Source organism: Hahella ganghwensis DSM 17046, assembly GCF_000376785.1.
Taxonomy (GTDB): domain Bacteria; phylum Pseudomonadota; class Gammaproteobacteria; order Pseudomonadales; family Oleiphilaceae; genus Hahella; species Hahella ganghwensis.
In genome coordinates this window covers 1-22,399 of record NZ_AQXX01000108.1, presented here as the reverse complement: position 1 = coordinate 22,399, position 22,399 = coordinate 1, and the positions used below count along the sequence as shown (strand labels likewise).

The window sequence follows — 22,399 nt, the reverse complement described above, 5'->3', positions numbered from 1 at the left end:
GACATGGGAGTACGCTATGGGTGTTACCCACGTTATTGACCGTCGCCTGAACGGTAAAAATAAAAGCGCTGTCAATCGACAGCGCTTCCTGAGACGCTACCGCGAACATATTAAAAAAGCGGTTGCTGACGCAGTCAACAAGCGCTCCATCACCGACATTGATCGGGGAGAGAGCATTTCTATTCCCAGCAAGGATATCGGCGAACCCAACTTCCGCCACGGAAAAGGTGGTCGCCGCAGTCAGACCCACCCGGGAAATAAAGAGTTTGTCACTGGTGACAGTATTCCCCGTCCACCCGGTGGCGGCGGAGGTGGAGGCTCAGGACAGGGTCAAGCCAGCGATCAGGGCGAAGGTATGGACGACTTTGTCTTCCAGATTTCTCAGGAAGAGTTCCTCGACTTTATGTTCGAAGATCTGGCATTACCGAATCTGGTCCAGAAACAGCTTAAGGAAACGTCCAACTTCAAATATGTACGCGCTGGTTATACCACCCATGGGACACCGGCCAAGATCAATGTAATACGTAGTATGCGGGGTGCTTACGCCCGCAGACTTGCCTTATCCGGCAATAAACGCAAGAAGATCAGTGAACTGGAAGAACAACTGGAGACACTGAAACGCAGCCCCATACCGCCAGACCCCGTTTTCAGCAAGGAAGATCAGATACAGGCGCTGGAAGAAGAAATCAAACGCCTGAAGGGGCGTATTCAGCGTATTCCGTTTATTGATGAAATCGATATCCGCTACAACCAGCATGTCAAGCAGCCTAAACCTGCGACCGCGGCAGTCATGTTTTGCCTGATGGACGTGTCCGGTTCCATGAGCCAGACCCACAAGGATATCGCCAAGCGTTTCTTCATTCTACTTTATCTTTTTCTGAAGCGGAATTACGAAAAGATTGACGTGGTATTCATCCGTCACCACACAAGCGCCAAGGAAGTGGACGAAGAAGAATTTTTCTACTCCCGGGAAACCGGGGGCACGATTGTCTCCAGCGCCCTGAAGTTGATGCGCGAGATCATGGAACAGCGCTACCCGACCGAAGACTGGAATATCTATGCAGCCCAGGCGTCGGATGGAGACAACTGGAATGATGATTCTCCCCGTTGCAGCAAGCTGCTGGCCGAAAGTATTCTGCCGTTCGTGCAATATTACTCGTATATCGAAATCACTCCCCATGAGCACCAGATGCTGTGGCATGAGTATGAAAAGCTGTTAGAGGCCTACAAGGAACGGTTTTCCATGCAACAGATAATGGACGAGGCAGATATTTACCCCGTGTTCCGCAAACTGTTCCAGAAACAGGTTGAACACCACGCTTGAGGTTGAGTAATGACAGAAACCTTAGACAATGAGCTGATCGACAGACAGCCAGAGCCGGAAGCGCCCAAGCCTGCGAAACGGAAGCCGATTTCCACAGAGTCCGAATGGACTTTTGATCTGGTTCGGCAGTATGACGAGGCTATCGCCGTCTGCGCGAAGGAATATAAGCTGGAGACCTACCCCAACCAGATTGAGGTCATCAGCGCCGAACAGATGATGGACGCCTACTCGTCTGTTGGTATGCCAGTCGGCTATCACCACTGGTCATTCGGCAAGCAGTTCCTGCAGACTGAAAAGCTCTATAAACGTGGTCAGATGGGCCTGGCCTATGAGATCGTCATCAACTCTGACCCCTGTATCGCCTACCTCATGGAAGAAAACACCATGATGATGCAGGCACTGGTCATTGCCCATGCCTGCTATGGGCATAACTCATTCTTCAAGGGCAATTACCTGTTCCAGACCTGGACAGACGCCAGTGCCATCATCGATTACCTCATTTTTGCCAAGAACTACCTGGCAGAATGCGAACGCCGGCATGGTATTGAAGCTGTGGAACAAATTCTCGATTCCTGCCACGCGATCATGAACCACGGTGTCGACCGTTACAAACGCCCTTCTCCTATTTCCGCGGCCGAAGAAGTCAAACGTCAGCGTGAACGGGAGGAATACCTGCAGAAACAGGTCAATGACCTGTGGCGCACCATTCCTTTGAAGGCTGGGGATAAGGAAATTAAGAACAAGCGCCGTTTCCCGGTCGAACCCCAGGAAAATCTGCTCTACTTTATTGAAAAGAATGCCCCGCTGCTGGAACCATGGCAACGTGAAGTGGTGCGGATTGTCCGCAAAGTAGCTCAGTACTTCTATCCACAACGGCAAACCCAGGTCATGAACGAGGGCTGGGCGACCTTCTGGCACTACACACTGATAAATCGCCTTTATGAAAAGGGCCTGGTGACCGATGGCTTCATGCTGGAGTTTTTCCAGAGTCACACATCGGTGGTATACCAACCCCCCTTTGACAGCCCATGGTACAGCGGTATTAACCCCTATGCTCTTGGGTTTACCATGTTCCAGGATATCAAGCGGATATGTGAGAACCCAACGGATGAGGATCGCCATTGGTTCCCGGATATCGCCGGATCAGACTGGCTGGAAACCCTGCACTTTGCCATGAAGAACTTCAAGGATGAGAGTTTTATCCTTCAGTTTCTCTCCCCCAAAGTCATCAGGGATTTCAAATTCTTTACGATTCTGGACGATGACAGGGAAAGCGAGTACCACGTTACAGCCATCCATGACGATAATGGATACCGCGCAGTACGAGAACAACTGGCTCGCCAGTACAACCTCAGTTACCGCGACCCCAATATCCAGGTGTGGGACGTGGATATCCGTGGTGATCGCTCACTGACCCTGCGTCATACCCCGATTGATCGTGTCCCCTTATATGAAAAGGAAGTCGACGAGGTACTCAAGCATATTCATCGCCTGTGGGGGTTCGATATCCATCTCATGTCCGTGGAAGGCGATAAAGTCGTTAAGGCCTATCATTGCCCGGAAAAACCAGAGCCTGATGAGGAAGACCAGGAAGACTGAGTTTTAGCGGAATTCAAGGCGCCAACTGAAACATATCAATGGATGGAAGTGTTGTATTGTGTTTCCTATAGAGCGCCTTGATTCGTCCTTCATTCCACATATCACTCACTGCATTGTCGAAGCGTTCAAGTATTTTCAGCGCATCGGGATAATCTCTGGACACCATTAGATGGTATCCATTGACCTGAATTGGACGGCGCAGAACTTTGAATAGCTTGGTAGAGGGAAAGCTAGTCTCAATAATCGAATTACCGGTTTCCTCGCCTATCGGAACCAGGTCCACACGACCTGCTGCCAGCAACTGAAAGCATGTCGCCAGATCATTGGGAGCCCATAGCTTGACGATATTCTCTTCAATAAGGTGCTGAACGCTCTCCAGGCTGTACCCTAGCGGACGACATAGAATCAATCCCTGCAAATCCGAGTCCTTCGAGTAGTCAATCTCTGCATCTTCGGCAACAAAAAATCGCTCAACCGTCACATACAGGGGCGAGGAAAAATAGAAACGCCGCTCCCGCTCTGCATCTTTCACGTAGGGAAAAGCTCCCAGCACCTGAGCTGTGTCCGCCTTACGATAAGCATGGTTCCAGGGAATGTATTCGACCTGACTTTCCGCTCCGATGCGGGCGAGCGCTTCTTGAATAAGTTCTGTAATCAGCCCTCCCTGAGGAAGCTCAGGGCCACTGAATGGCGGATTCGGATCAGCTCCCGTCGCCACGATATAGCTCTCAACCGCGCGGGCCGGAAAGACAATAAAAAGCGCGGCCAAGATGACAGTGCGCCATAAAATCATCACTTGTTTCATATTGTCATCCACGGCCAAACCACCTCTGATCAATCTGACCGTTAAATATCCACAGATTCCGGACGTCAAGCGAGTCGGGTAACAACCCATCCAAGGAAATGACTGCCACCCTTCCAATTAGTATAGGCAACACCTATAAATCTCACTAACCTGGTTTTCTCAGGAATACTCCAGGATTGATGAATATCATGATCACCTCTTTAATTTCATTTAATCATCGCTTTTAGCATGGAGTTTGAGGTGCTTCATGATGAAGAATCTTCAGAGTTCAGTGTGGTGATGCAGCTACTCAGTGACAGACAAGCGAACCTTTGGGACAAAGCAGAAACCCAACTCTCCAAAACTCGACCTCTCCCCCCAAGCTTTTGCCAACACCTTCCTCTCAAAAAAATATAAGTTATTCCTGTCTAATTCCCGTCTGTTTAGTGCTTTCGGTTCGTATCCCTTCAAAGCCCACTGAATAATCCGCTATCATTATTAGTTTTGGGCAGCGCCAACTTTTAGCTTCCCAATGTATGATTTCATGTTTCTGGCTGCTTCATTTTTCAGACGGTTTCATATCTCAGGCTTTATGCATAGCAACGATTTCGATATAGATACAGCATTACAAGCTGCTCAGGCACTGCAAAAAGTGCTGGCCGCCCGTACCCATAAAAAGAAAATATGGGGACAGGAAATTGTGGTCCCCGGACAACTGGGTGAAGCATTAAAACTGCCTACGCTGATCTCTCAGCTGTCCAGCAAAGTGGGCAAACGACGGGAGAAAGGATTGGAACAGTTCCGTGAGCTTTGGGATACCCTGTCTGAGGCCACACGACAGGAAGTTCTCCATGCAATAGGCTGGTATGACCCGGAAGATCTTGACTGGGAGGACAAACGTTCAAACCGTCGCCCTTCTCTCCCTGGTGAAGACTGACATTTAAAGGCAAAGGCTAACTTGCCTGACATTCGTTTAAACCGGATGGGAGTCAATAACGAAGAGAAAGACGCCGGAATGATGATCCGTATTTTCCTGCTCCTGCATCAACAACGCAGGATTAAACAGAAAGTCCCGTTCATTCTGGGTCATCCCCTGAAAGTAAAGCTGCGTTGTCAGTTGCAGCTGTCCCTCTTGCCATAAACGAACATGAAAATGGGGGGTTCTGCCAGGGTATAGCCCCGGCTTGATCGCTTTAAATAATGTTCTTCCCTCCGCCGTCGTCAATTGCATACCCCGATACCGATAGCCTTTGGTGTCATAGCGTCCTTGCCCATCGGCATGCCATAACTCGACAATAACGCCCTGCAGCGGCACACAATCCCGGTTCACCACCATTGTCTGCAGCAAGAAGGGCTTCCCTGCATCTGATGGCTCTCTGAGATCTGATCTTTCAGGACTATTCGGAAGATAAAATGGCCCTGGGGTTTGAGCAGGTGTAACGGGCTTTTGGGAATCACACTGAGGTGTCAACGGCAAGCGATGATCTTCATATCTGGCCGCTACCGGAACCCAAGGCATAAACGACATCGCCACTCCACAGGCAATGAATTGTCGACGCGGAATTTTCAATCTTTTTTCATTTTCTGTGCTATTCATCTTTTGAACTCTTCATTTACTGTCATATCCATTCAATAGATGCTTCTCTCACATGTACGATCTCTCCAATCGAACGATCACATCTTTAGAACAACGACTAAAAAATAGTACGATCAGGTCTTCATCCGGGATGTTGCTGACCCGGCAAAGATACCCGGAACCCAACGCTTGAAGTCTTCAATGACAAGATAATTCACCGGTACCAGTAACAGAGTCAAAACAGTCGCGAACAAAATGCCGAATCCCAGCGATACGGCCATTGGTATCAGAAACTGAGCCTGGGTGGATTTCTCGAACAACAGGGGCATTAGCCCAATAAAGGTGGTGAGTGACGTCAGCATCACAGGACGAAAACGCTTCACCCCGGCAATCAGAATCGCCTCCTTCACCGGTTTGCCGTCTCGTCGTCTCTGGTTAATAAAATCCACCAGGACAAGGCTGTCATTCACCACGACCCCGACCAGCGCCAGCATTCCCAATAGACTGATCAACGTCAGATCCATCCCCATGATCCAGTGTCCGCCCACCGCACCAATGGCGCCAAAAGGAATTACTGACATCACAATAATCGGCTGAAGGTAGGACTTGAAAGGTATCGCCAGCAGGCTGTATATCACAAAGACCACAAAGATCAGCCCCCACTGCAAACTGCCGAAGGACTCTCTCTGCTCCTTGGCCTCACCTTCCCAGGAATATTTCACGCCGGGATATTGCAGCAGCAGGTCATCCATAAACCGGTTCATTTCCTCCTGTAACAACAGCATGTTGGTATTCTGCTTATCGATATCTGCCTGCACGTTCACTGTGCGGTATCGATCAATCCGCGAGATCGTTGTCGGGCTTAATCCCGGCTGCAATTCCACCACCTGTGCCAGAGGAATCCGTCGGCCGTCATTAGTCGTCAACAACAGGTCTTTCAACTGGCTGACCGAGCGCCTGTCCTCCTCGGCAAAACGCAGCATGACACGAACATTGTCCCTTCCACGCTGAATTCGCTGCACTTCATATCCATAAAACGCCTGACGCACCTGATTAATAATCTCTGCACGACTAAGCCCCAGTGTATAGGCCTCAGGCTTGAGTTTTACCTGCAGTTCCTGCTTTCCTTCAGAGAGAGTATCTGTGACATCAAACACCGTCGGGTACAGACCCAGCCTCGTCTTGACCTGCTCGGCAATCGCATTGAGGTCCTCAAAACTCTGCCCTGAAAACTGAATATCCACCGGTTCACTGACACGCCCGATTTCAGCGCGGAAGCTCAATGACTCCGCCCCAACCATGGGGCCGATGATCTTGCGCCACTCTCGCACCAGCTCCGAACTGGTAATTTCCGAAACACGATCCTCAGGTGCGGTAATTTCAAAATACACACGGCCGAAATGGGATGCACTGGTTCCCCGCCAGGCACTGCCTGTCGTGGCCTGAATATTCTGGATAAGAATTTCACCGTCCTGATTGTATTTCTCCTTTAATACCAGTGCGGCGTCCGTAATCCGGCCAACATTGGCATCAGTGACTTCAAAAGGTGTCCCAACGGGCATCGTCACCACTGCTTGCGCCAGCTCACTTTGTACTCTCGGAAAGAATACAAATTTGATCCAACCGGAAGTAAACAATGTGTACAGCAATAACAGACTACCGACGGAGACTGAGAGAAACAGGTAGCGATGGTTCAGCGTCCAGTGCAGAACCGGGTGATAGTAATGCAGAATAAACCGTTCAAAACCATTGGCAAACGCCTGCTGCCAACGCTCCAGCATCCCCGTATGGATGGCATCGGCCCGGGCCCTGACATGTCGCAGGTGTGCAGGCAAGATCAGTTTCGATTCGATCAGGGAAAAAGCAAATATGGGGATAACCACCACAGTAATCTGCGCAAATAGTTTGCCTCTCACCCCTTCAATGAACGCAATCGGCAGAAATGCTGCCATGGTGGTCAAAATCCCGAATGTCACCGGTACCGCGACTTCCCGGGTGCCGTCAATGGCCGCTTGCAACCCCGGCTTTCCTTCCCTGAGATGGGTGTAAACATTCTCACCGGTGACTATGGCATCATCCACAACAATCCCCAGCACGAGAATAAACGCAAAAAGACTGAAAATATTCAGCGTCACCCCAAAATACGGCATGAACAGAAAGGCTCCCATGAAGGAAATAGGGACGCCCAGAAATACCCAAAAAGCAACAGAAGGCCTCAGAAACAAAGTCAATATCAGCAACACCAGAATGCCGCCCTGGATCGCATTATTGGTCAATGTATTCAAGCGCTTCTTCACGATGTTCGATCGATCGCGCCAATAAGTAATCTCGACTCCCGCTGGCATCATTGGCTGGCGTTCGGTGATATAGGCCTTTACCTTGTCAGCCACATCGATGGCACTCTGGTCACCAACCCGGAAGACATCCACAAAAGCGGCTGGATGCCCATTAAAGCGGGATCTGACAGTCGCCTCTTCAAACCCATCCCGAACTCTGGCCAGGTCCTTCAGACGTATAACCCCGCCATCACGCTGCGTCAGAATGACAATGTTCTCAAAGTCATCCCTGCGATATGCCTGCCCCTTGGAGCGGATCAAAACCTCCCCTCCTTCTGTGCGCAGAGTACCCGCTGATATATCCACCGAGCTTTGGCTGATTGCCTCAGCCACCTGCTGCAGCGTAATGCGGTATTGCTTAAGCACTTCATCCGACACTTCAATGGTCATCTCGTACTGGCGCACACCGTCGAGATTGACTTGCGTGATACCAGGAATCCGCAACAGGTCATCCCGAACCTGTTCTGCCAACTGTCGAAGTTCCAGTTCGGACAATGGACCCGAGACTACGGTGGTAATAACTTCTCGGGTGTGTTGAGACAGACTGATCACCGAATTTTCGGCATCAGGGGGAAAAGTGCTGATCGCATCCACCCGGTTTTTCACTTCCGTCAGTAAATCTTTCGGATCATAGTCACTGTCGACCCTGATTCTTACCTGTGAGCTTCCCTCAGAACTCGTGCTGGCGATTTTCTCGATACCCTCGACATCCTGGACAGATTCCTCAATTTTGACCGTCACGCCCTCCTCCACCTCTTCAGGCGTTGCTCCTCGCAGGGCAACACTCACCGTAATGGTGCTGGGATCGATGGTCGGAAATACTTCCAGGGGAATGCGCAGAGACAAAGACATCAACCCCAATAGCAACAGGGTGATCATCAATAAATTGGCTGCGACAGGGTTGCGGGCAAACCAGGCAATCATGGGGTAGCCGCTTCTTCTGAAGAAAGATCAGACTGCACGGCGGAAGCTGTTTTATCGGTTGAACTGTTCATCCGGGTGACCGCAATACCACTACTGACCTGACCCAACGTGGTCGTCACCAGCTCATCGCCCGCTTCTACACCTGCAGTAATCAAAGTTTCACGATTCCCCTGCCAGCCGGTTTCGACGCTGCTTCTGACCAGCACGTTATTGCGGACCAGATACACATAACTTCCCTGATAAATGGTCGACGTCGGGATGATCAACGCTTCCGGTAAGGTGATACCTTCAATCTCCGCAGACACATACTGGCCGATCTTCAGAGGCTGACGACCCTCACCTTTCAGACCAAAAGGATCATCCACCTGAGCCACCACATACAACTGCTGGGAGTCGGTATCGACAGCCCCCTCAGTCCGGATAATTCTGCCCTGCCAGCGCTGGGGTGGCGTCGTGAGTGTATTGACCAGGGTGACATCAGCAAATGCATCTGCGGCACTTTCTCCAGAAATCTGTGCTTCAGGCAGGTCGACATAGGCCAGGTCAGAGTTCTTCAGGGGCAAGCGAATCTCAACGTAATCAGCCGCATAAATTTCTGCCAACGCAACCTGAGGCGCAACAACCGCACCGATGTCCACCATCTTGTCCAATAATCGCCCGGAGAATGGCGCCTTGATCTGGGTTCTCTCCAGATTGATTTCTGCCTGCCGTAACCGGGCTCGGGAAGTGGCCAGTCTGGCTTGAGCCGCTTTCAGATAGGGAAGCCGAAGCGCAAGCTCCGAGGCATTACTCTCGCCGCCGATTTTCTGCCAGTCATTCTTGGCCTGTCTGACACGGGCCTCTTCTTCCGCCAGAGCCAATTCGGCTTCAACCACTTCACCCTGGGCGATGTCCACCTGCACCTGATAGTCAGAAGGATCAATTCTCAGCAGGGTATCACCTTTATTGAAATAGCCACCGGATCTGAATGAGGGAGACACTTCCACAACTTGTCCAGAAACCTGAGCGATCAAAGTAATTTGAGTACGGGGCTGGACAATGCCAAACGAGGAAACATGAATCTGATGACGAACAGGCTGAATAACCTGAGTTTGCACTGAAATACTGGGCTTTTCGGGATTAGAGCGCTTAGCTACCTGTGGAGGACTGGACTTGATGACGTAGGCGATCGCAATGAAGCCTCCCAACACCAATAGCGGAAGCGTCTTACGAACAATACCCGACAAAGCCATGCAGTTGATCCTTTCCCTGTCTAATGAAAGTGATTCAACTTTTTATACGATGACCTGACGGGTAATGTCTATCCCAAACTCATTAAAGAACGGATATCTCTGATATCAGGCATCTTTGCACAAATTTCTTGGACAATGAGCCTTGAACAGATAACGGAGTCCGGCTCCCTCAGGAGCCGTTCAGTTGCTGATAATGATATCTTAAATGCTCATCAATAAATGAGCTGATAAAGAAATAGCTGTGGTCGTATCCCTCACGTCGATTCAGCGTCAGCGCAATCCCTTTCTCAGCACAGACCGCTTCAAGAGCTTCCGGCATGAGCTGATCTTCAAGGAACTGATCCTCCAGCCCCTGATCGATGAGAATCGACTCTACACGACTACCGTCAGCAATCAGCGCACAGGTGTCATACTGCCGCCACAGCGGTGGGTTGTCACCCAGATAGCCCATCAAAGCCTTCTGACCCCAGGGGCATTGAGAGGGCGCGCAAATGGGCGCGAAAGCAGATACCGAGCGGAACTTGTCTGGATTCTTGAGTGCAATCGTAAGCGCACCGTGCCCACCCATGGAGTGGCCGAATATCCCCAATCTCTGATGGTCGATGGGGAAACGGGACAGAACCAGCTCATAGAGCTCAGAGGTAATGTAGGAATACATCCGGTAATGATCTGACCAGGGCGATTCTGTTGCATCCAGGTAGAACCCTGCCGCCGAACCGAAGTCGTAACTATCATCTTCTCCGGAAATATTAACCCCTCTCGGGCTGGTATCCGGCACAACGATAATCATACCCAGATCGTTTGCCCGCGCTTCCACGTGGGCTTTATCGACAAAGTTCCTGTCCGAACAGGTCAGACCGGAAAGCCAGAACAGGCCGGGAAGATTCCGGACCACTTCCGTGGCAATTTCCGGTACATATACTGAAAACACCATTTCACAACCGCACGTTTCAGAATCGTGCTTGAATTGTTTCCAGTAACCGCCCTGACAACGGTTTTGCTGAATCAGCTCAAAACTCATTGGATGCTCCATCCATTTTTAATCAGGCATCCGGAATTAGAACAGAATGACAGAGCGTATACTCTTGCCTTCATGCATATACTCAAATGCCTTGTTAATATCTTCAAGCGGCATGGTGTAGGTCACCATGGGATCCACCTTGATTTCACCACTCATATATTTATCCACATATCCCGGCAATTGTGAACGCCCTTTCACGCCTCCGAAGGCAGTTCCCTTCCAGGTGCGCCCTGTAACCAACTGAAATGGGCGAGTGGAAATTTCCTGCCCAGCACCGGCAACACCAATCACCACGGAGGTTCCCCAGCCTTTGTGACAGCATTCAAGCGCTGCACGCATCAGGCCGACATTGCCGACACATTCAAAGGAATAATCGACGCCACCATCAGTCAATTCAACGATGGCTTCCTGAATCGGCACGTCATAATCCTTGGGATTAACACAATCTGTCGCACCAAGGGCCTTGGCCATTTCAAATTTATCCGGATTGATATCCACCGCCAGAATGCGTCCGGCTTTGGCCATCGCCGCACCTTGGATAACACTCAGCCCAATACCACCGAGACCAAAGACGGCAACTGTAGAACCCGGCTCGACCTTGGCTGTGTTCAACACAGCACCAATACCAGTCGTCACACCACACCCCAGCAGACAGACTTTGTCCAGAGGGGCAGCCGGATTGATTTTAGCCACGGCGATTTCAGGCAATACGGTATATTCGGAGAACGTGGAAGTCCCCATGTAATGGAACAACTGCTTGCCCTGATAGGAAAACCGGGACGTGCCGTCCGGCATCAGACCTTTCCCCTGGGTAGCCCGTATGGCCTGGCAGAGGTTGGTTTTACCTGAAGTACAGAACTTACATTTGCCACACTCAGGTGTATATAGCGGGATAACATGATCGCCGGGTTTGACGGAGGTTACTCCCTCACCGACTTCAACAACAATGCCACCACCTTCATGACCAAGAATTGAGGGGAACAGACCTTCCGGATCGTCACCGGACAATGTGTAGGCATCCGTATGACAAACACCGGTTGCCACGATCTGTACCATGACCTCACCGGCCTTCGGGCCTTGCACATCGACTTCAACAATTTCGAGGGGTTTTCCGGCAGCAAATGCTACCGCAGCACGTGATTTCATGTCGGATTCCTTGGTGGTTGTTGAATTGAGCGTTGTCTTAGGTTTTCCAGAGGCGAAATTTCTGACACTCCAATAGGCCTGAAGGCCACAACTTTCATGGAACTGAAATGAGTTCCATAGAGCCGAAACGAAGATACGTCAAAATATTCAGCCTCAGGCGCTTATCCGCTCAGAATATACGCCCCCGAAGACAGGGCTGCAACCACCAAAAAATGCAATTTCTTTTTAACAACAATCACTTGCCTATAGGCGACAGCTTTTAGTTCGATAATGTCCGATAGCGAAACCATACAAAACGGTTTCTCACCTGGCACAGACGCGCCAGGCTTGGACTGCAGCTTTTGGCCCAGAAATGGGTTTTTACTTGGAGATGGATTTAACTTGGTAATGAGTTCTTAACTGGTAACAGATGTTTAACTCAGATTGGAAGCGATCCCACTCTTGTGGGCGTCCTGAATAACCCGCTCGTATTGCGGATTCTCAGAAAATGAAATGATTCCGGTTTCATCCACGACGACGGCAGACAACAATACTGTGCTGATCATTGCCCATACGGCCAACAACAGATAACTAGTAACCACTGTGGCAGATTTAGCTGTCGACGCAGACATGGCAGGTTTCTCCTGGAAACGATAAATGAACGGTAATTGTGATGACTTGTTACCATAAAGCGCTTTCAAGAATGTTTTCCCTTCACTGCCGACGAAAAAAGCGCTGAAGGCGCTCTATATCCATCATTCGCCACTCTCCGCCATCGCACTTGAGAATCAACAGAGCTATCTTGCCATGACTGAAATCAGAAATGAGATCACAGATATCGCCAGCGACACACCCGCCATCCCTGTGGCAATCCGATACTTCCGGTCTTCGTCGCGCATGCCAGCCACAATGGAAGAGAGATAAGGGAAATTGACCACATGGCGATCCTGATCAGAACCGCGACCAAACGCCGTTGAAAACAAAAACACATAACTGTTTTCTTCCACCTGATAGCGATATTTCTTATCCAGATGATCCATGAGCCTACTGACCAGCAATACTTGATCGAGCCCAAGAATGTTCGCGATGTAATCCACATCCACCGGCACGTAGTTTTTATGCTGGCGGACAGGATCATTATGAGGAGATCGAAGATAGTCCTGAAAATGATGCTCAAAGATCAAGTTCAGAATTTGCAGATCGGTGGGTGTATTCGCCATATCAACCTCCCAAAGGTGATACGTCACCACCCAACTCCCGGCACTGTTTTACCGATGGATGATGGTAAGTTGAGGCTCTATACAGGAAACTTTATATACTCCTGGCATAATAGCCCAACGATACTGCGAATCCAGCATGGGCCATGAGTCCGAGGCCCATACCAAAGCGGCTGGATTAAGCCACTTTGGAGGTTAGCGCGTTTTGTTCCCGCTCTTTTTCCAGTAGTCGCCTGTAAATGATTTTTGAGTCACCTTTCAAGCTTTCATTCACGGTTCCCTTGCCTGCGTAGAATGGCGCGCGCTGGCCACGAAACTCAAAGAAATCGCCAGCCTGAGTAAAAGGCAGCCCAAGAAAGGACAATCTTCTCGCCAAACGCTTTTCCATTAGACAATACACATGGCGAAGCCTGGGATTCTCCTGGACATAGGCCAGTGCACCGAGGTACAACAAACGGGAAACTTCCACGGAATAACTGCAGGAAATTTCTGCCGCTTCGGGCAATACGGCCAAACGGGAAATTTCTATATAACTGCCAGCTTCCAGCTTGGAAGGTGCCAATTCCGGAGAAAAGTAATCGTGGGGGTACAGGTGCTCGATGGGAATTGCCTGAGAGGTTCTGGACTGGGGCATCACCAGTCGAAGCGTGCCGACATAACGACCACTCAACTCATCCTTGACCAGAAAGTGCTTTGACCAGCCATCATAAATGTCTGTTTCAAGCCCTCGGGCATTTTTCTGGGAACTTTCATAAGCGAGATGCTTGCAGTACACCTCATATCGAATCTTGAAAACTTCTTCTTTGTGCTGGAGGCTCTCAGCCTTCAGAACTGAAACGGGTCTTCCATGGGCGGTGAGAAGTGGTTCCAGTGGCGGCGTAGAATACAAACTCTGCTTTTCTGCTAACACGGCAGTTACCTTTGTTCTGTTTAGTTGGACACCTGTTCTGTTTAGTTGGACACCTACAGTTCTGCTTCCATTCAAGCTAGGGGGGTCAAGGGTTGATGTCCTTTACCTATCGCTCTGAACGACAAACGCCAAACAACAGCATATCCAATGCCAAAATTCCTTATTACTTCCAATTTCAACAGCTTAATGAAGTCTTCTTATCTTTATTCCGCACCTGCCACTGCGAAAGATACACAGCGTATCGGATATATGTTTCTGATTGGCGACAGATCACCCAAGGTGGTTAGATAATAACTTCTGTATCAAAAACTTACACTGTCGCTGATTTGCGACAAAACATCTCCGTTGTGCCAAAGGCCACTTACCCCGGCACCAGCCAACGAGATAATTTGTCTCAATAAATCAACGACCTGCGACCTTCCCTGCGATAGCTACTGCGTCATACAACTAACATTTCAGGCCAGCCCGCAACTATAAACGATAGTGAGACTGTCACACAAAGTTAATTTCCAATTTCAGGAACCGCCAACCAGCGCACATTTTTACTGACGGAAACCGCTATTTCAGATAACGGCAACACAGCCCGGAATCAAACGACCGATCCCTTGGTACCAACTGCGCTGGACAAGGCTTTCAGTGACAAACTAACACCATTTAGATGCAGCGAAGGACTAGCCTACCCGGATTATCCCGACAATCCAATAGGGAAAATGGATGATAAGTTACATAGAGAGGAAATCAGCAAAATTCAGGGTGCTGATGTAGTGTTTACAAAGCCACCCCGTCTATATATAGTAGCTAAACTTTGGTTTGCCAACCATATGTAGTTCAAAATAGCAGCAGCGACGATCAAAATGAGAGTCAGCCACATTATTGTTGAACGGCACTAAACAGCCATCCGGAGAACAATCCAGACAACAATAGGCAGCTTAATTGAGTAACTACTAAATGGTACCGCACTAAGAGGGAATCCGGTGAGAATCCGGAACTGACGCGCAGCGGTATTGGGGAACGAAAGCGACAAGAGTTCAGATCTATTCTGGCTCCGGCACTGTTGGTATATGGCCGCAGTCTTTAACATGACTGCCATGATAAGATTGCTCATAACAACGGGAAGCCGTCGCTGTAGGAGAATTGTTGGAACCTTCCATCAATCCAGCCCCAGAGTCCGAAGACCTGCCAAAGATATTACCGGCCACAACCGGTCAGCTTAAGAACCTTCGCGATTCAGGGTTACAGATAGCACAGATCTCCGCTTGATTGATGTCTTTGTTGCAGTGCCGGCAGTTTTTTCGCAGTCCGTGTGGCAAAGCCAGTCAGCAGGCTATCTGTTCCTGTCTTCGCGAAGTTTGATATACCACGCGATGCAGGAAAAACCATGACTCAAACAGCGTTGCCGCCCCAAGCCCCTCCCACCACGTCACAGACCGACAATTCACTTCACGTTATCAAGCGCAATGGCCAGGCGGTTCCCTATCATGACCAGAAGATTGCCATTGCCGTCACCAAGGCATTTCTGGCAGTAGAAGGCGACTCAGCTTCAGGCTCTGCCAGAGTCAGAGAGGCGGTCAATGCGCTGGTGAAAGATATTTCCGCGCGCATCAAACGCCGTTTACCGGAGGGTGGCACGGTTCATATCGAGGAAATTCAAGACCTGGTCGAACTTGGTCTCATGCGCTCCAGTTTCCATAAGGTCGCGAGAGCCTACGTCCTGTACCGGGAAGAACATGCCAAGCAACGCCAGAGTTCTGTACCCCCTGCCTCCCCTGAGGAAAGCCATCCCAGCATTAACGTGCTTAATCCTGACGGAACACAGGTACCGTTGAATGTTGCGCGATTGCGCACCGTTATCGCGGACGCCTGCTCAGGCCTAGAAGGTGTCGATGCGGAAAAAATCACCGCCAGCGCACTTAAAAATCTCTATAACGGCGTCAAGCGAAAAGAGGTCAACACCGCACTGGTCATGGCGGCAAGACCACTCATTGAGGCGGAACCCTACTACTCTCTCGTCTGTGCCCGACTGCTGCTGGATGGATTGCGTTCGGAGGTTCTGAGCTTCCTGAATATCGCAGAGGCCGCCACCGAAACGGAAATGACAGCGCTGTACCCAGAGACTTTCCAGCAGACCATCGAAAAAGGAATCGAGCTGGAACTGCTGAGCCCGAGACTCAGAGAGTTTGATCTGGAACGCTTGGGTTCAGAACTTAAATCTGAGCGAGACAGACAGTTCAACTATCTGGGACTGCAGACCCTTTATGACCGTTACTTCCTGCACTGGAACGATAACCGCCTGGAACTTCCCCAGGTATTCTTTATGCGGGTAGCCATGGGATTGGCCCTGCAGGAAGATGACAAAAACACTCGTGCGATCGAATTCTACCAGTTGCTGTCGTCGTTCGATTACATGTGCTCCACACCGACCCTCTTCAATGCGGGAACCAACCGTCCTCAGCTGTCTTCCTGTTATCTAACCACGGTTCCGGACGACCTGTCAGGCATCTACAACGCCATGAAAGACAGTGCCTTGCTCTCCAAATGGGCAGGCGGCCTGGGTAACGACTGGACACCTGTCAGGGCCCTTGGCTCCCATATAAAAGGTACTAACGGCAAATCCCAGGGCGTTGTCCCCTTCCTGAAGGTTGTGAACGATACCGCGGTGGCAGTAAACCAGGGCGGCAAGCGCAAAGGGGCGGTATGTGCGTATCTGGAAACCTGGCACCTGGATATCGAAGAATTTCTGGAACTGCGTAAAAACACCGGTGACGAGCGTCGCCGAACTCATGACATGAACAGCGCCAACTGGATTCCGGACCTGTTCATGAAGCGCGTGTTTGAAGATAAACACTGGACGCTGTTCTCGCCTGCCGATGTCCCGGACCTGCACGAACTTTACGGCAAGGCGTTCGAGGATCGCTACCACCACTACGAAAGACTGGCAGAATCCGGTGAACTCAAACTCCATAAAACCATCCAGGCCCAGACACTCTGGCGCAAGATGCTCTCCATGTTGTTTGAAACAGGACATCCATGGATCACCTTCAAAGATCCCTGCAACCTGCGCTCGCCGCAGCAACATGTGGGAGTTGTCCACTCATCCAACCTGTGTACTGAGATTACTCTCAACACCAGTGAGGACGAAATCGCGGTCTGCAACCTGGGTTCAATCAACCTGGTGAACCACATTGTAAATGGTGAGCTGGACGCCAATCGACTACAACAAACCATCACCACGGCGGTCCGCCTGCTGGATAACGTGATTGATATCAATTACTACGCTGTCCCACAGGCAGAACGGGCCAACCTGCGACACCGCCCGGTCGGCATGGGCATGATGGGATTCCAGGATGCACTGTATAAGCTGGGTCTGCCTTATGAAAGCGTTGAAGCCGTGCATTTTGCCGACCAATCCATGGAACTGATCAGCTATTTCGCTTTGCAGGCTTCGACAGATCTGGCCGTTGAACGGGGGACTTATGAGTCCTACGAAGGCAGTCTATGGAGCCAGGGCATACTTCCCATCGATTCTCTGAATCTGTTGGAGGAAGCACGGGGTGGTAACTACGCCGTCCTGGATAAAGCCGCGCAACTGGATTGGGATTCTCTCAGAAGCAAAATTCAGCGTCAGGGGATGCGTAACTCCAATGTCATGGCCATCGCCCCGACGGCCACCATTTCCAACATTGTCGGTGTATCGCAGTCCATTGAACCGACGTATCAGAACCTGTTTGTGAAATCGAATCTCTCCGGGGAATTCACTGTAATTAACCCCTGGCTGGTGACTGAACTGAAAAAGCGGGATCTGTGGGATTCGGTCATGGTCAATGACCTGAAATACTTCGATGGCTCCGTCGCCCAGATCGATCGCATCCCCAACGAGGTCAAAGTCCTCTTCAAAACGGCCTTTGAGATTGACCCACGCTGGCTGGTGGAAGCCGCTTCGCGTCGTCAGAAATGGATTGACCAGGGGCAAAGTCTCAACCTGTATATGGCCGAGCCATCAGGTAAAAAGCTGGACAATCTCTACAAGCTTGCCTGGTCCAGAGGACTGAAAACCACTTATTACCTGCGTTCTCTGGGTGCCACTCAGATGGAGAAGGTTTCGGTACAGGCAGATTCCGGCAAGTCTGAGCAGTCTCAGCCTGGCAGGGAGTCCGAGGATTTTGAGCTGGAAGCCGGACAACCGGAACCGAAGTTCTGTTCCATTCTCGATCCAGATTGTGAAGCCTGCCAGTAAGGCCGGATGATTGACCAGATTAACGGGATAAGATAATGAGCACTCAATATACAGATTTCACCCCCAACTGGGATGACCCCCTGGCCGCCACCATTCCTTCGGTACCGACACCTGAGCCGGTCAAACAGGAAACTAAAGAAAGCGCGCCAGCAGCTCCTCCATCATCTGTCGATCAGGAGGTCACGGCAGAGTCCGTGGCCCCGATCAATCCGGAGGACAAGCGAGTCATTAATGGTTTGACGGACATTAACCAGTTGGCACCGTTCAAATACCCTTGGGCGTGGGAGTTTTTCCTCAATGCCAACAAGAACCACTGGACCCCGCTGGACATCAACATGTCCCAGGATGTTCATGACTACCATCACAAGCTGACGCTGGAAGAGCGTCATGTCTATGAGAATGTCCTGGCCTACCTCACCACCTCCGACATTCTGGCCATGCGTAATATCGGGCTGGCCGTAATGGAAAAAATGAGCGCCCCGGAACTACAGATCTACCAGGCTAGACAGGTATATGAGGAATCCCTGCACACCTGGACCTACCAGCACTGTATCGAAACCATCGGTCTGGACCAGAGCGAGATCTACAACCGGTACCGGGTGATTCCCGCGATTCATCGCAAGATCAAAATGGGGAATGAGCGTATCAATGCGCTGCTACGCCCGGACATCAACCTGCGTAACCGGGATGACCTGCACACCTTTGTCATGGCTTACATCTTCTTCGCAGGGATCTTCGAAGGCTGTTGGTTCTACAACGGCTTCAGCCCGATCTTTGCGCTGCAACGCCGCGGACTCATGAAAGGCACCGGAGAACAACTCCAGTACATCATGCGGGATGAAGTGATGCACTGCGCGTTTGGCATCCGTGTCGTCAAACAGATCATCAAAGAGGAAAATGTCACTCTTGATCCCCAGGCTCTGAAACACATGTGGGAAGAAGCAGAAGCGGCCGAAATGGCCTACGCCCAATACCTGCTGAAAGAACCGATTCTCGGATACACCGCAGAGGACCATGTTGAACAGTTCCGGTTTATCGCCAACCGACGCGCCAAACAACTCAAACTGGAAGAACCATTCCCTGGCGCCACCAACGCCCTCCCCTGGCTGGACGAACAAGCCAGCATGAGAAAGGAAAAGAACTTCTTCGAAACCCGCGTAACGGAATATCAGACCGGCGCGTCGTTGCAGTGGTAGTGTATTAGTGCAATTTTGCGCGGCAGAGACGGTTCAGGAGACTGAACCGTCTATAAATCTCGTGGCCTGACTTATCTGTTCCACATTCAAAAAGGCATTTTAGTCTGAAAGAGGTTCATTAATGGAAATCCCTGATACCTGGGCTCCCCTGCTGTTATCCGCTGTAAGAGATTCCATTCTCTATACAGAAGGATTGCGACAAAGCGAAACCATTAGAGACAAATCGGATTATAAAGAACATCATCTTCAATTAACTCAACTTATTGAGTATTTGAAAGTTGAGTATAAAAAAATCGAAGATGAGGTTGGCTTACCGCTGGATCAGATTCTTTAACAAAAAGACATCGATACGTGGTCACTAACAAGCCTATTCAGGCGCCAGAGCCATAACCTCAATCTCAATGCGATAGCGCGGATCAATCAGCCCACACTCGATCATGGTAGCCACAGGCGGGTTCGCGCCAAAAGTTTCAGAGAGCACGGGCCAGCAGGCTTCAAAATCATTCTTGTCCGGCAACATGTAGGTGACACGCACCACTGACGAGAAATCAGTCCCGGCCTCCTTCAGAGCCTTTTCAATAGCACTTAATGCAGAGCGACACTGCCCTACCACATCTTCAGGAATGTCAGCACCCTGCGCCGTAGTGCCGGAGATGTGGACAAAGCCTCCAGCAATCACCGTGCGGCAATAGCCGATCTTATCTTCGTAAATTCCGCCTGATTTGATTCGTTGGATACTCATGATGGTCCTTTTTCAATAACGTCATTTAGGTTGGGTAATGTGTTTTAAGATCAGCAGGAGTATGCGCAGTTTAGTTCGACTTGCATAGCACTACAGGCTCATGGAGTTGAGCCTGAAAAAGCACTGCCCAGTTTATTGAATTCCCACCATAGGCAGGACTGGTCAATCAATACGAATGCCGCGCGCTTTGGCTCTTTTGATTTGCTCTTCCGTCAATGGAGGTTCATCATCTGATTCCCAAAAATATGGCAGTTTATTCGTTACCTCTTCCAAAGGAATAAACCCTTTGACCTTGTCATCCGGGGATACGCTGGCCCATCCATCAACCGGGTTCCAGTATGATGCGGATGTTGTCGCCATCCCGAATGTTTCAACCGCGATAATATAACCCCCCTGTTCTTTCGGGGTATCACCTATTGTCCACTGAATATCTTCAAACATTAGACTCTCCGTCAATACTTCAGTCTGAACTGTTCCGCTTCACACGCAAATTTCAATCCCAGATGGCAGAGCCGAACGTTGGTGATTTTATAGGCTTGATGTATCTTCACAAGATGCCGAAGGGATGATAGGGAAATCCCGAAGAAACCAGCTTTTCGCAGTCATGGGAAGAAAGCGGAAGAAATATTGCGGACGTTCGCCTTCTTCACATTCTAACTCTCTCGGTTCCTGCTAAAATACGTTGGAAAATCGGCCAAACACGAACTCACTAACTGCTTATGCGTGTCTAAGATACCAAAGTCGAAAACATCAAAATCAACACCCTCACCATGCAGGGCAAGAGCAAGCTTTTTACAGACTTCTCTGTCCACGTAGCTGCGAGAATAGAGCCACATTTCAAGGCTATTTGAAAGTCCAAGTTTTAGACGTGTTTGCAAACTCCTAAGAAGCTCTAATACATCATCGCTTAATCCTTTCCCCTCGGCCACATCAGCTATTGCCCCGACATACAACATCGAATCAAAAGAAAGCGCTCCGTCAGCCAAGTCTACTACGTGGTCCATTTTAATAGCTCTTTGCTGAGACCCTGCTTGAAAACAAGCGCTTGATTGAACTAGGTGATCATACAGATCAGCGTAGCTACTTCCTGATATCCATAGTTTTGCAAATTCTAGTATAACGTCTTCAGGCTTTATTTTGAGAAACATCTTGTTGTTATTGAGCTGAGATAGCAACGGCCAGCAAATCACAAGAAGTTCATCTGAGCTTAGAGCTTGTGTTATTTCGCCCCAATTTTCATCAAGCCAGATTTCGATTAAGAATAGATTTTTCAATCCCAACAACGACTTCCCGAAGAATGGCCTTTTCTCTTCCGGTACAGAAAGAACCCTGCTTGCGATAAGTGAAAATGCCGTCCGTAGCTGTTGTTTTTGATCGTCATCTGACAAAAAGTAAGCCAACGTTCCTTGCGCCAACTCATCAAAGAATGTTTGATGCGCACCTGGATTGTCTTTTAAATAGGACAAAAAATAACTTTCTATTGCTTCAATTAAAGCTTCTTTATAATCCATCTGATCCAGTAGCGAACTGATATCAATAGAGTATTGATTACCAGCATCTATACAGCTTTGCCTATAGCTGCTGGGGTCTGCGATGAACGGGATAACTTCAACATTAAGTTCTGCGAAATCGAAAGGTGAAATTAGGTCCAATAGGCTACTAGCGCAGTCCTCCGCATTAGTAAAATCGAGCAAATGCATCGCTCTTTGCCATCGCCACCTTTCACGAAAATTAGTGCGCTTATCAAAAGCATCCGTATCCGCGAAAATAACACTCCCTTCGGTATGATATCCAGCTCTGCCTGCTCGCCCGATGAGATTATGGAAGTCACGTGTGGTTATTTCTTGTCCGGCTTGAAATGTACTTGAAACAATTAAGTACCTGATTGGAAGATTCACACCTTGGGCAAGAGTGGAGGTACACACTACCAACACTGATTTATTGGACTCCATTGTGACGTGGTCAACTGATTTGTGACAACCCAGTTAAGCAACTTCTCGTAATTCTTTCCAGGCCGTTTCATATTGATTCGGGCTTTGGTAATCCAAATATGAATGTAGCCGAAAGCTGTTGTAGAACATCGTGATGTAATGCAACACATCTTGCTGTGCTTCTCGTCGAGTCTGGTAGTGGTGCCATTGAATCCGTTCTTGCTTCAGGCTACCGAAGAAGCTCTCCA

General features: G+C 49.7%; 19 protein-coding genes and 1 riboswitch. Of the genes, 6 read left to right on the top strand and 13 right to left on the bottom strand.

The genetic code is table 11. The annotated features are described in order from the left end of the window. Positions 1 to 16 precede the first annotated feature (16 nt). Together F566_RS0111640 and F566_RS0111635 are read left to right on the top strand one after the other, a co-directional pair. On the top strand, positions 17 to 1,324 hold the full coding sequence (locus tag F566_RS0111640) for a YeaH/YhbH family protein (RefSeq protein WP_020407164.1): 1,308 nt from the start codon (positions 17 to 19) through the stop codon (positions 1,322 to 1,324). A 9-nt stretch (positions 1,325 to 1,333) separates the two neighbouring features. Next, positions 1,334 to 2,923, top strand: coding sequence for a SpoVR family protein (locus F566_RS0111635; protein WP_020407163.1), 1,590 nt, complete (start codon positions 1,334 to 1,336; stop codon positions 2,921 to 2,923). Between the two features lie 13 nt (positions 2,924 to 2,936). On the opposite strand, the gene F566_RS0111630 is transcribed toward F566_RS0111635, so the two are convergent. Further along, positions 2,937 to 3,728: a substrate-binding periplasmic protein gene (locus F566_RS0111630; protein ID WP_157496748.1), complete on the bottom strand. Its 792-nt coding sequence runs from the start codon at positions 3,726 to 3,728 to the stop codon at positions 2,937 to 2,939. A 571-nt stretch (positions 3,729 to 4,299) separates the two neighbouring features. Here F566_RS0111630 and F566_RS0111625 point away from each other — a divergent pair. Continuing rightward, complete coding sequence (locus tag F566_RS0111625; RefSeq protein ID WP_026179941.1) at positions 4,300 to 4,644, top strand: hypothetical protein; 345 nt, start codon at positions 4,300 to 4,302, stop codon at positions 4,642 to 4,644. A gap of 36 nt (positions 4,645 to 4,680) precedes the next feature. Here F566_RS0111625 and F566_RS0111620 read toward each other — a convergent pair whose 3' ends face one another. From F566_RS0111620 to F566_RS0111585, 8 genes are all read right to left on the bottom strand, one after another. After that, positions 4,681 to 5,304: a dioxygenase family protein gene (locus F566_RS0111620; RefSeq protein WP_020407160.1), complete on the bottom strand. Its 624-nt coding sequence runs from the start codon at positions 5,302 to 5,304 to the stop codon at positions 4,681 to 4,683. Positions 5,305 to 5,417: 113 nt separating this feature from the next. After that, a complete protein-coding gene (locus F566_RS0111615; protein ID WP_020407159.1) occupies positions 5,418 to 8,543 on the bottom strand; it encodes an efflux RND transporter permease subunit in 3,126 nt (1,041 codons plus the stop codon). Next, positions 8,540 to 9,775, bottom strand: a complete 1,236-nt coding sequence (locus tag F566_RS0111610) for an efflux RND transporter periplasmic adaptor subunit (protein ID WP_020407158.1) — start codon at positions 9,773 to 9,775, stop codon at positions 8,540 to 8,542. Before F566_RS0111610 ends, F566_RS0111615 begins: the two co-directional genes overlap by 4 nt. A 169-nt stretch (positions 9,776 to 9,944) precedes the next feature. Next, the gene (gene fghA / locus F566_RS0111605; RefSeq protein ID WP_020407157.1) at positions 9,945 to 10,796 is read right to left on the bottom strand and encodes an S-formylglutathione hydrolase; all 852 of its coding nucleotides are present in this window, start codon (positions 10,794 to 10,796) and stop codon (positions 9,945 to 9,947) included. Between the two features lie 36 nt (positions 10,797 to 10,832). Then, positions 10,833 to 11,942, bottom strand: a complete 1,110-nt coding sequence (locus F566_RS0111600) for an S-(hydroxymethyl)glutathione dehydrogenase/class III alcohol dehydrogenase (RefSeq protein ID WP_020407156.1) — start codon at positions 11,940 to 11,942, stop codon at positions 10,833 to 10,835. A 413-nt stretch (positions 11,943 to 12,355) separates the two neighbouring features. After that, on the bottom strand, positions 12,356 to 12,553 hold the full coding sequence (locus F566_RS0111595) for a hypothetical protein (protein ID WP_020407154.1): 198 nt from the start codon (positions 12,551 to 12,553) through the stop codon (positions 12,356 to 12,358). Between the two features lie 165 nt (positions 12,554 to 12,718). Continuing rightward, positions 12,719 to 13,141: a hypothetical protein gene (locus F566_RS0111590; RefSeq protein WP_020407153.1), complete on the bottom strand. Its 423-nt coding sequence runs from the start codon at positions 13,139 to 13,141 to the stop codon at positions 12,719 to 12,721. 175 nt (positions 13,142 to 13,316) lie between these two features. Then, the gene (locus F566_RS0111585) at positions 13,317 to 14,048 is read right to left on the bottom strand and encodes a GNAT family N-acyltransferase (protein WP_020407152.1); all 732 of its coding nucleotides are present in this window, start codon (positions 14,046 to 14,048) and stop codon (positions 13,317 to 13,319) included. Positions 14,049 to 14,980: 932 nt separating this feature from the next. Then, a riboswitch (cobalamin riboswitch) is annotated at positions 14,981 to 15,245 on the top strand. Between the two features lie 181 nt (positions 15,246 to 15,426). On the opposite strand from F566_RS0111585, the gene F566_RS0111575 reads away from it, so the two are divergent. The 3 genes from F566_RS0111575 to F566_RS0111565 all read left to right on the top strand — a co-directional run bounded on the left by F566_RS0111575 (position 15,427) and on the right by F566_RS0111565 (position 19,812). Next, positions 15,427 to 18,282, top strand: coding sequence for a ribonucleoside-diphosphate reductase subunit alpha (locus F566_RS0111575; RefSeq protein ID WP_020407149.1), 2,856 nt, complete (start codon positions 15,427 to 15,429; stop codon positions 18,280 to 18,282). Positions 18,283 to 18,317: 35 nt separating this feature from the next. Continuing rightward, a complete protein-coding gene (locus F566_RS0111570; protein ID WP_020407148.1) occupies positions 18,318 to 19,478 on the top strand; it encodes a ribonucleotide-diphosphate reductase subunit beta in 1,161 nt (386 codons plus the stop codon). 121 nt (positions 19,479 to 19,599) lie between these two features. Continuing rightward, complete coding sequence (locus tag F566_RS0111565) at positions 19,600 to 19,812, top strand: hypothetical protein (RefSeq protein ID WP_020407147.1); 213 nt, start codon at positions 19,600 to 19,602, stop codon at positions 19,810 to 19,812. 33 nt (positions 19,813 to 19,845) lie between these two features. Here F566_RS0111565 and F566_RS0111560 read toward each other — a convergent pair whose 3' ends face one another. From F566_RS0111560 to F566_RS32630, 4 genes are all read right to left on the bottom strand, one after another. Continuing rightward, entirely contained in the window at positions 19,846 to 20,220 is a 375-nt protein-coding gene (locus F566_RS0111560; protein WP_020407146.1) for a RidA family protein, read from the bottom strand. A gap of 162 nt (positions 20,221 to 20,382) precedes the next feature. After that, positions 20,383 to 20,661 (bottom strand): hypothetical protein, encoded by a 279-nt coding sequence (locus F566_RS0111555; RefSeq protein ID WP_020407145.1) that lies wholly within the window; start codon positions 20,659 to 20,661, stop codon positions 20,383 to 20,385. A 212-nt stretch (positions 20,662 to 20,873) separates the two neighbouring features. Further along, the gene (locus F566_RS32635) at positions 20,874 to 22,172 is read right to left on the bottom strand and encodes a hypothetical protein (RefSeq protein WP_020407144.1); all 1,299 of its coding nucleotides are present in this window, start codon (positions 22,170 to 22,172) and stop codon (positions 20,874 to 20,876) included. A 33-nt stretch (positions 22,173 to 22,205) separates the two neighbouring features. After that, positions 22,206 to 22,399, bottom strand: a 194-nt coding sequence (locus F566_RS32630) for an IS3 family transposase (RefSeq protein ID WP_033416147.1), incomplete at its 5' end; no start/stop codon positions are given.

Coding starts and splice junctions, on each gene's coding strand:
- F566_RS0111615 (WP_020407159.1), bottom strand. CDS start 8,543: ATGATTGCCTGGTTTGCCCGCAACCCTGTCGCAGCCAATTTATTGATG.
- F566_RS0111590 (WP_020407153.1), bottom strand. CDS start 13,141: ATGGCGAATACACCCACCGATCTGCAAATTCTGAACTTGATCTTTGAG.
- F566_RS0111625 (WP_026179941.1), top strand. CDS start 4,300: ATGCATAGCAACGATTTCGATATAGATACAGCATTACAAGCTGCTCAG.
- F566_RS0111595 (WP_020407154.1), bottom strand. CDS start 12,553: ATGTCTGCGTCGACAGCTAAATCTGCCACAGTGGTTACTAGTTATCTG.
- F566_RS0111610 (WP_020407158.1), bottom strand. CDS start 9,775: ATGGCTTTGTCGGGTATTGTTCGTAAGACGCTTCCGCTATTGGTGTTG.
- F566_RS0111600 (WP_020407156.1), bottom strand. CDS start 11,942: ATGAAATCACGTGCTGCGGTAGCATTTGCTGCCGGAAAACCCCTCGAA.
- F566_RS0111575 (WP_020407149.1), top strand. CDS start 15,427: ATGACTCAAACAGCGTTGCCGCCCCAAGCCCCTCCCACCACGTCACAG.
- F566_RS0111570 (WP_020407148.1), top strand. CDS start 18,318: ATGAGCACTCAATATACAGATTTCACCCCCAACTGGGATGACCCCCTG.
- F566_RS32635 (WP_020407144.1), bottom strand. CDS start 22,172: ATGGAGTCCAATAAATCAGTGTTGGTAGTGTGTACCTCCACTCTTGCC.
- F566_RS0111635 (WP_020407163.1), top strand. CDS start 1,334: ATGACAGAAACCTTAGACAATGAGCTGATCGACAGACAGCCAGAGCCG.
- F566_RS0111620 (WP_020407160.1), bottom strand. CDS start 5,304: ATGAATAGCACAGAAAATGAAAAAAGATTGAAAATTCCGCGTCGACAA.
- F566_RS0111560 (WP_020407146.1), bottom strand. CDS start 20,220: ATGAGTATCCAACGAATCAAATCAGGCGGAATTTACGAAGATAAGATC.
- F566_RS0111640 (WP_020407164.1), top strand. CDS start 17: ATGGGTGTTACCCACGTTATTGACCGTCGCCTGAACGGTAAAAATAAA.
- F566_RS0111555 (WP_020407145.1), bottom strand. CDS start 20,661: ATGTTTGAAGATATTCAGTGGACAATAGGTGATACCCCGAAAGAACAG.
- F566_RS0111630 (WP_157496748.1), bottom strand. CDS start 3,728: ATGAAACAAGTGATGATTTTATGGCGCACTGTCATCTTGGCCGCGCTT.
- fghA (WP_020407157.1), bottom strand. CDS start 10,796: ATGAGTTTTGAGCTGATTCAGCAAAACCGTTGTCAGGGCGGTTACTGG.
- F566_RS0111565 (WP_020407147.1), top strand. CDS start 19,600: ATGGAAATCCCTGATACCTGGGCTCCCCTGCTGTTATCCGCTGTAAGA.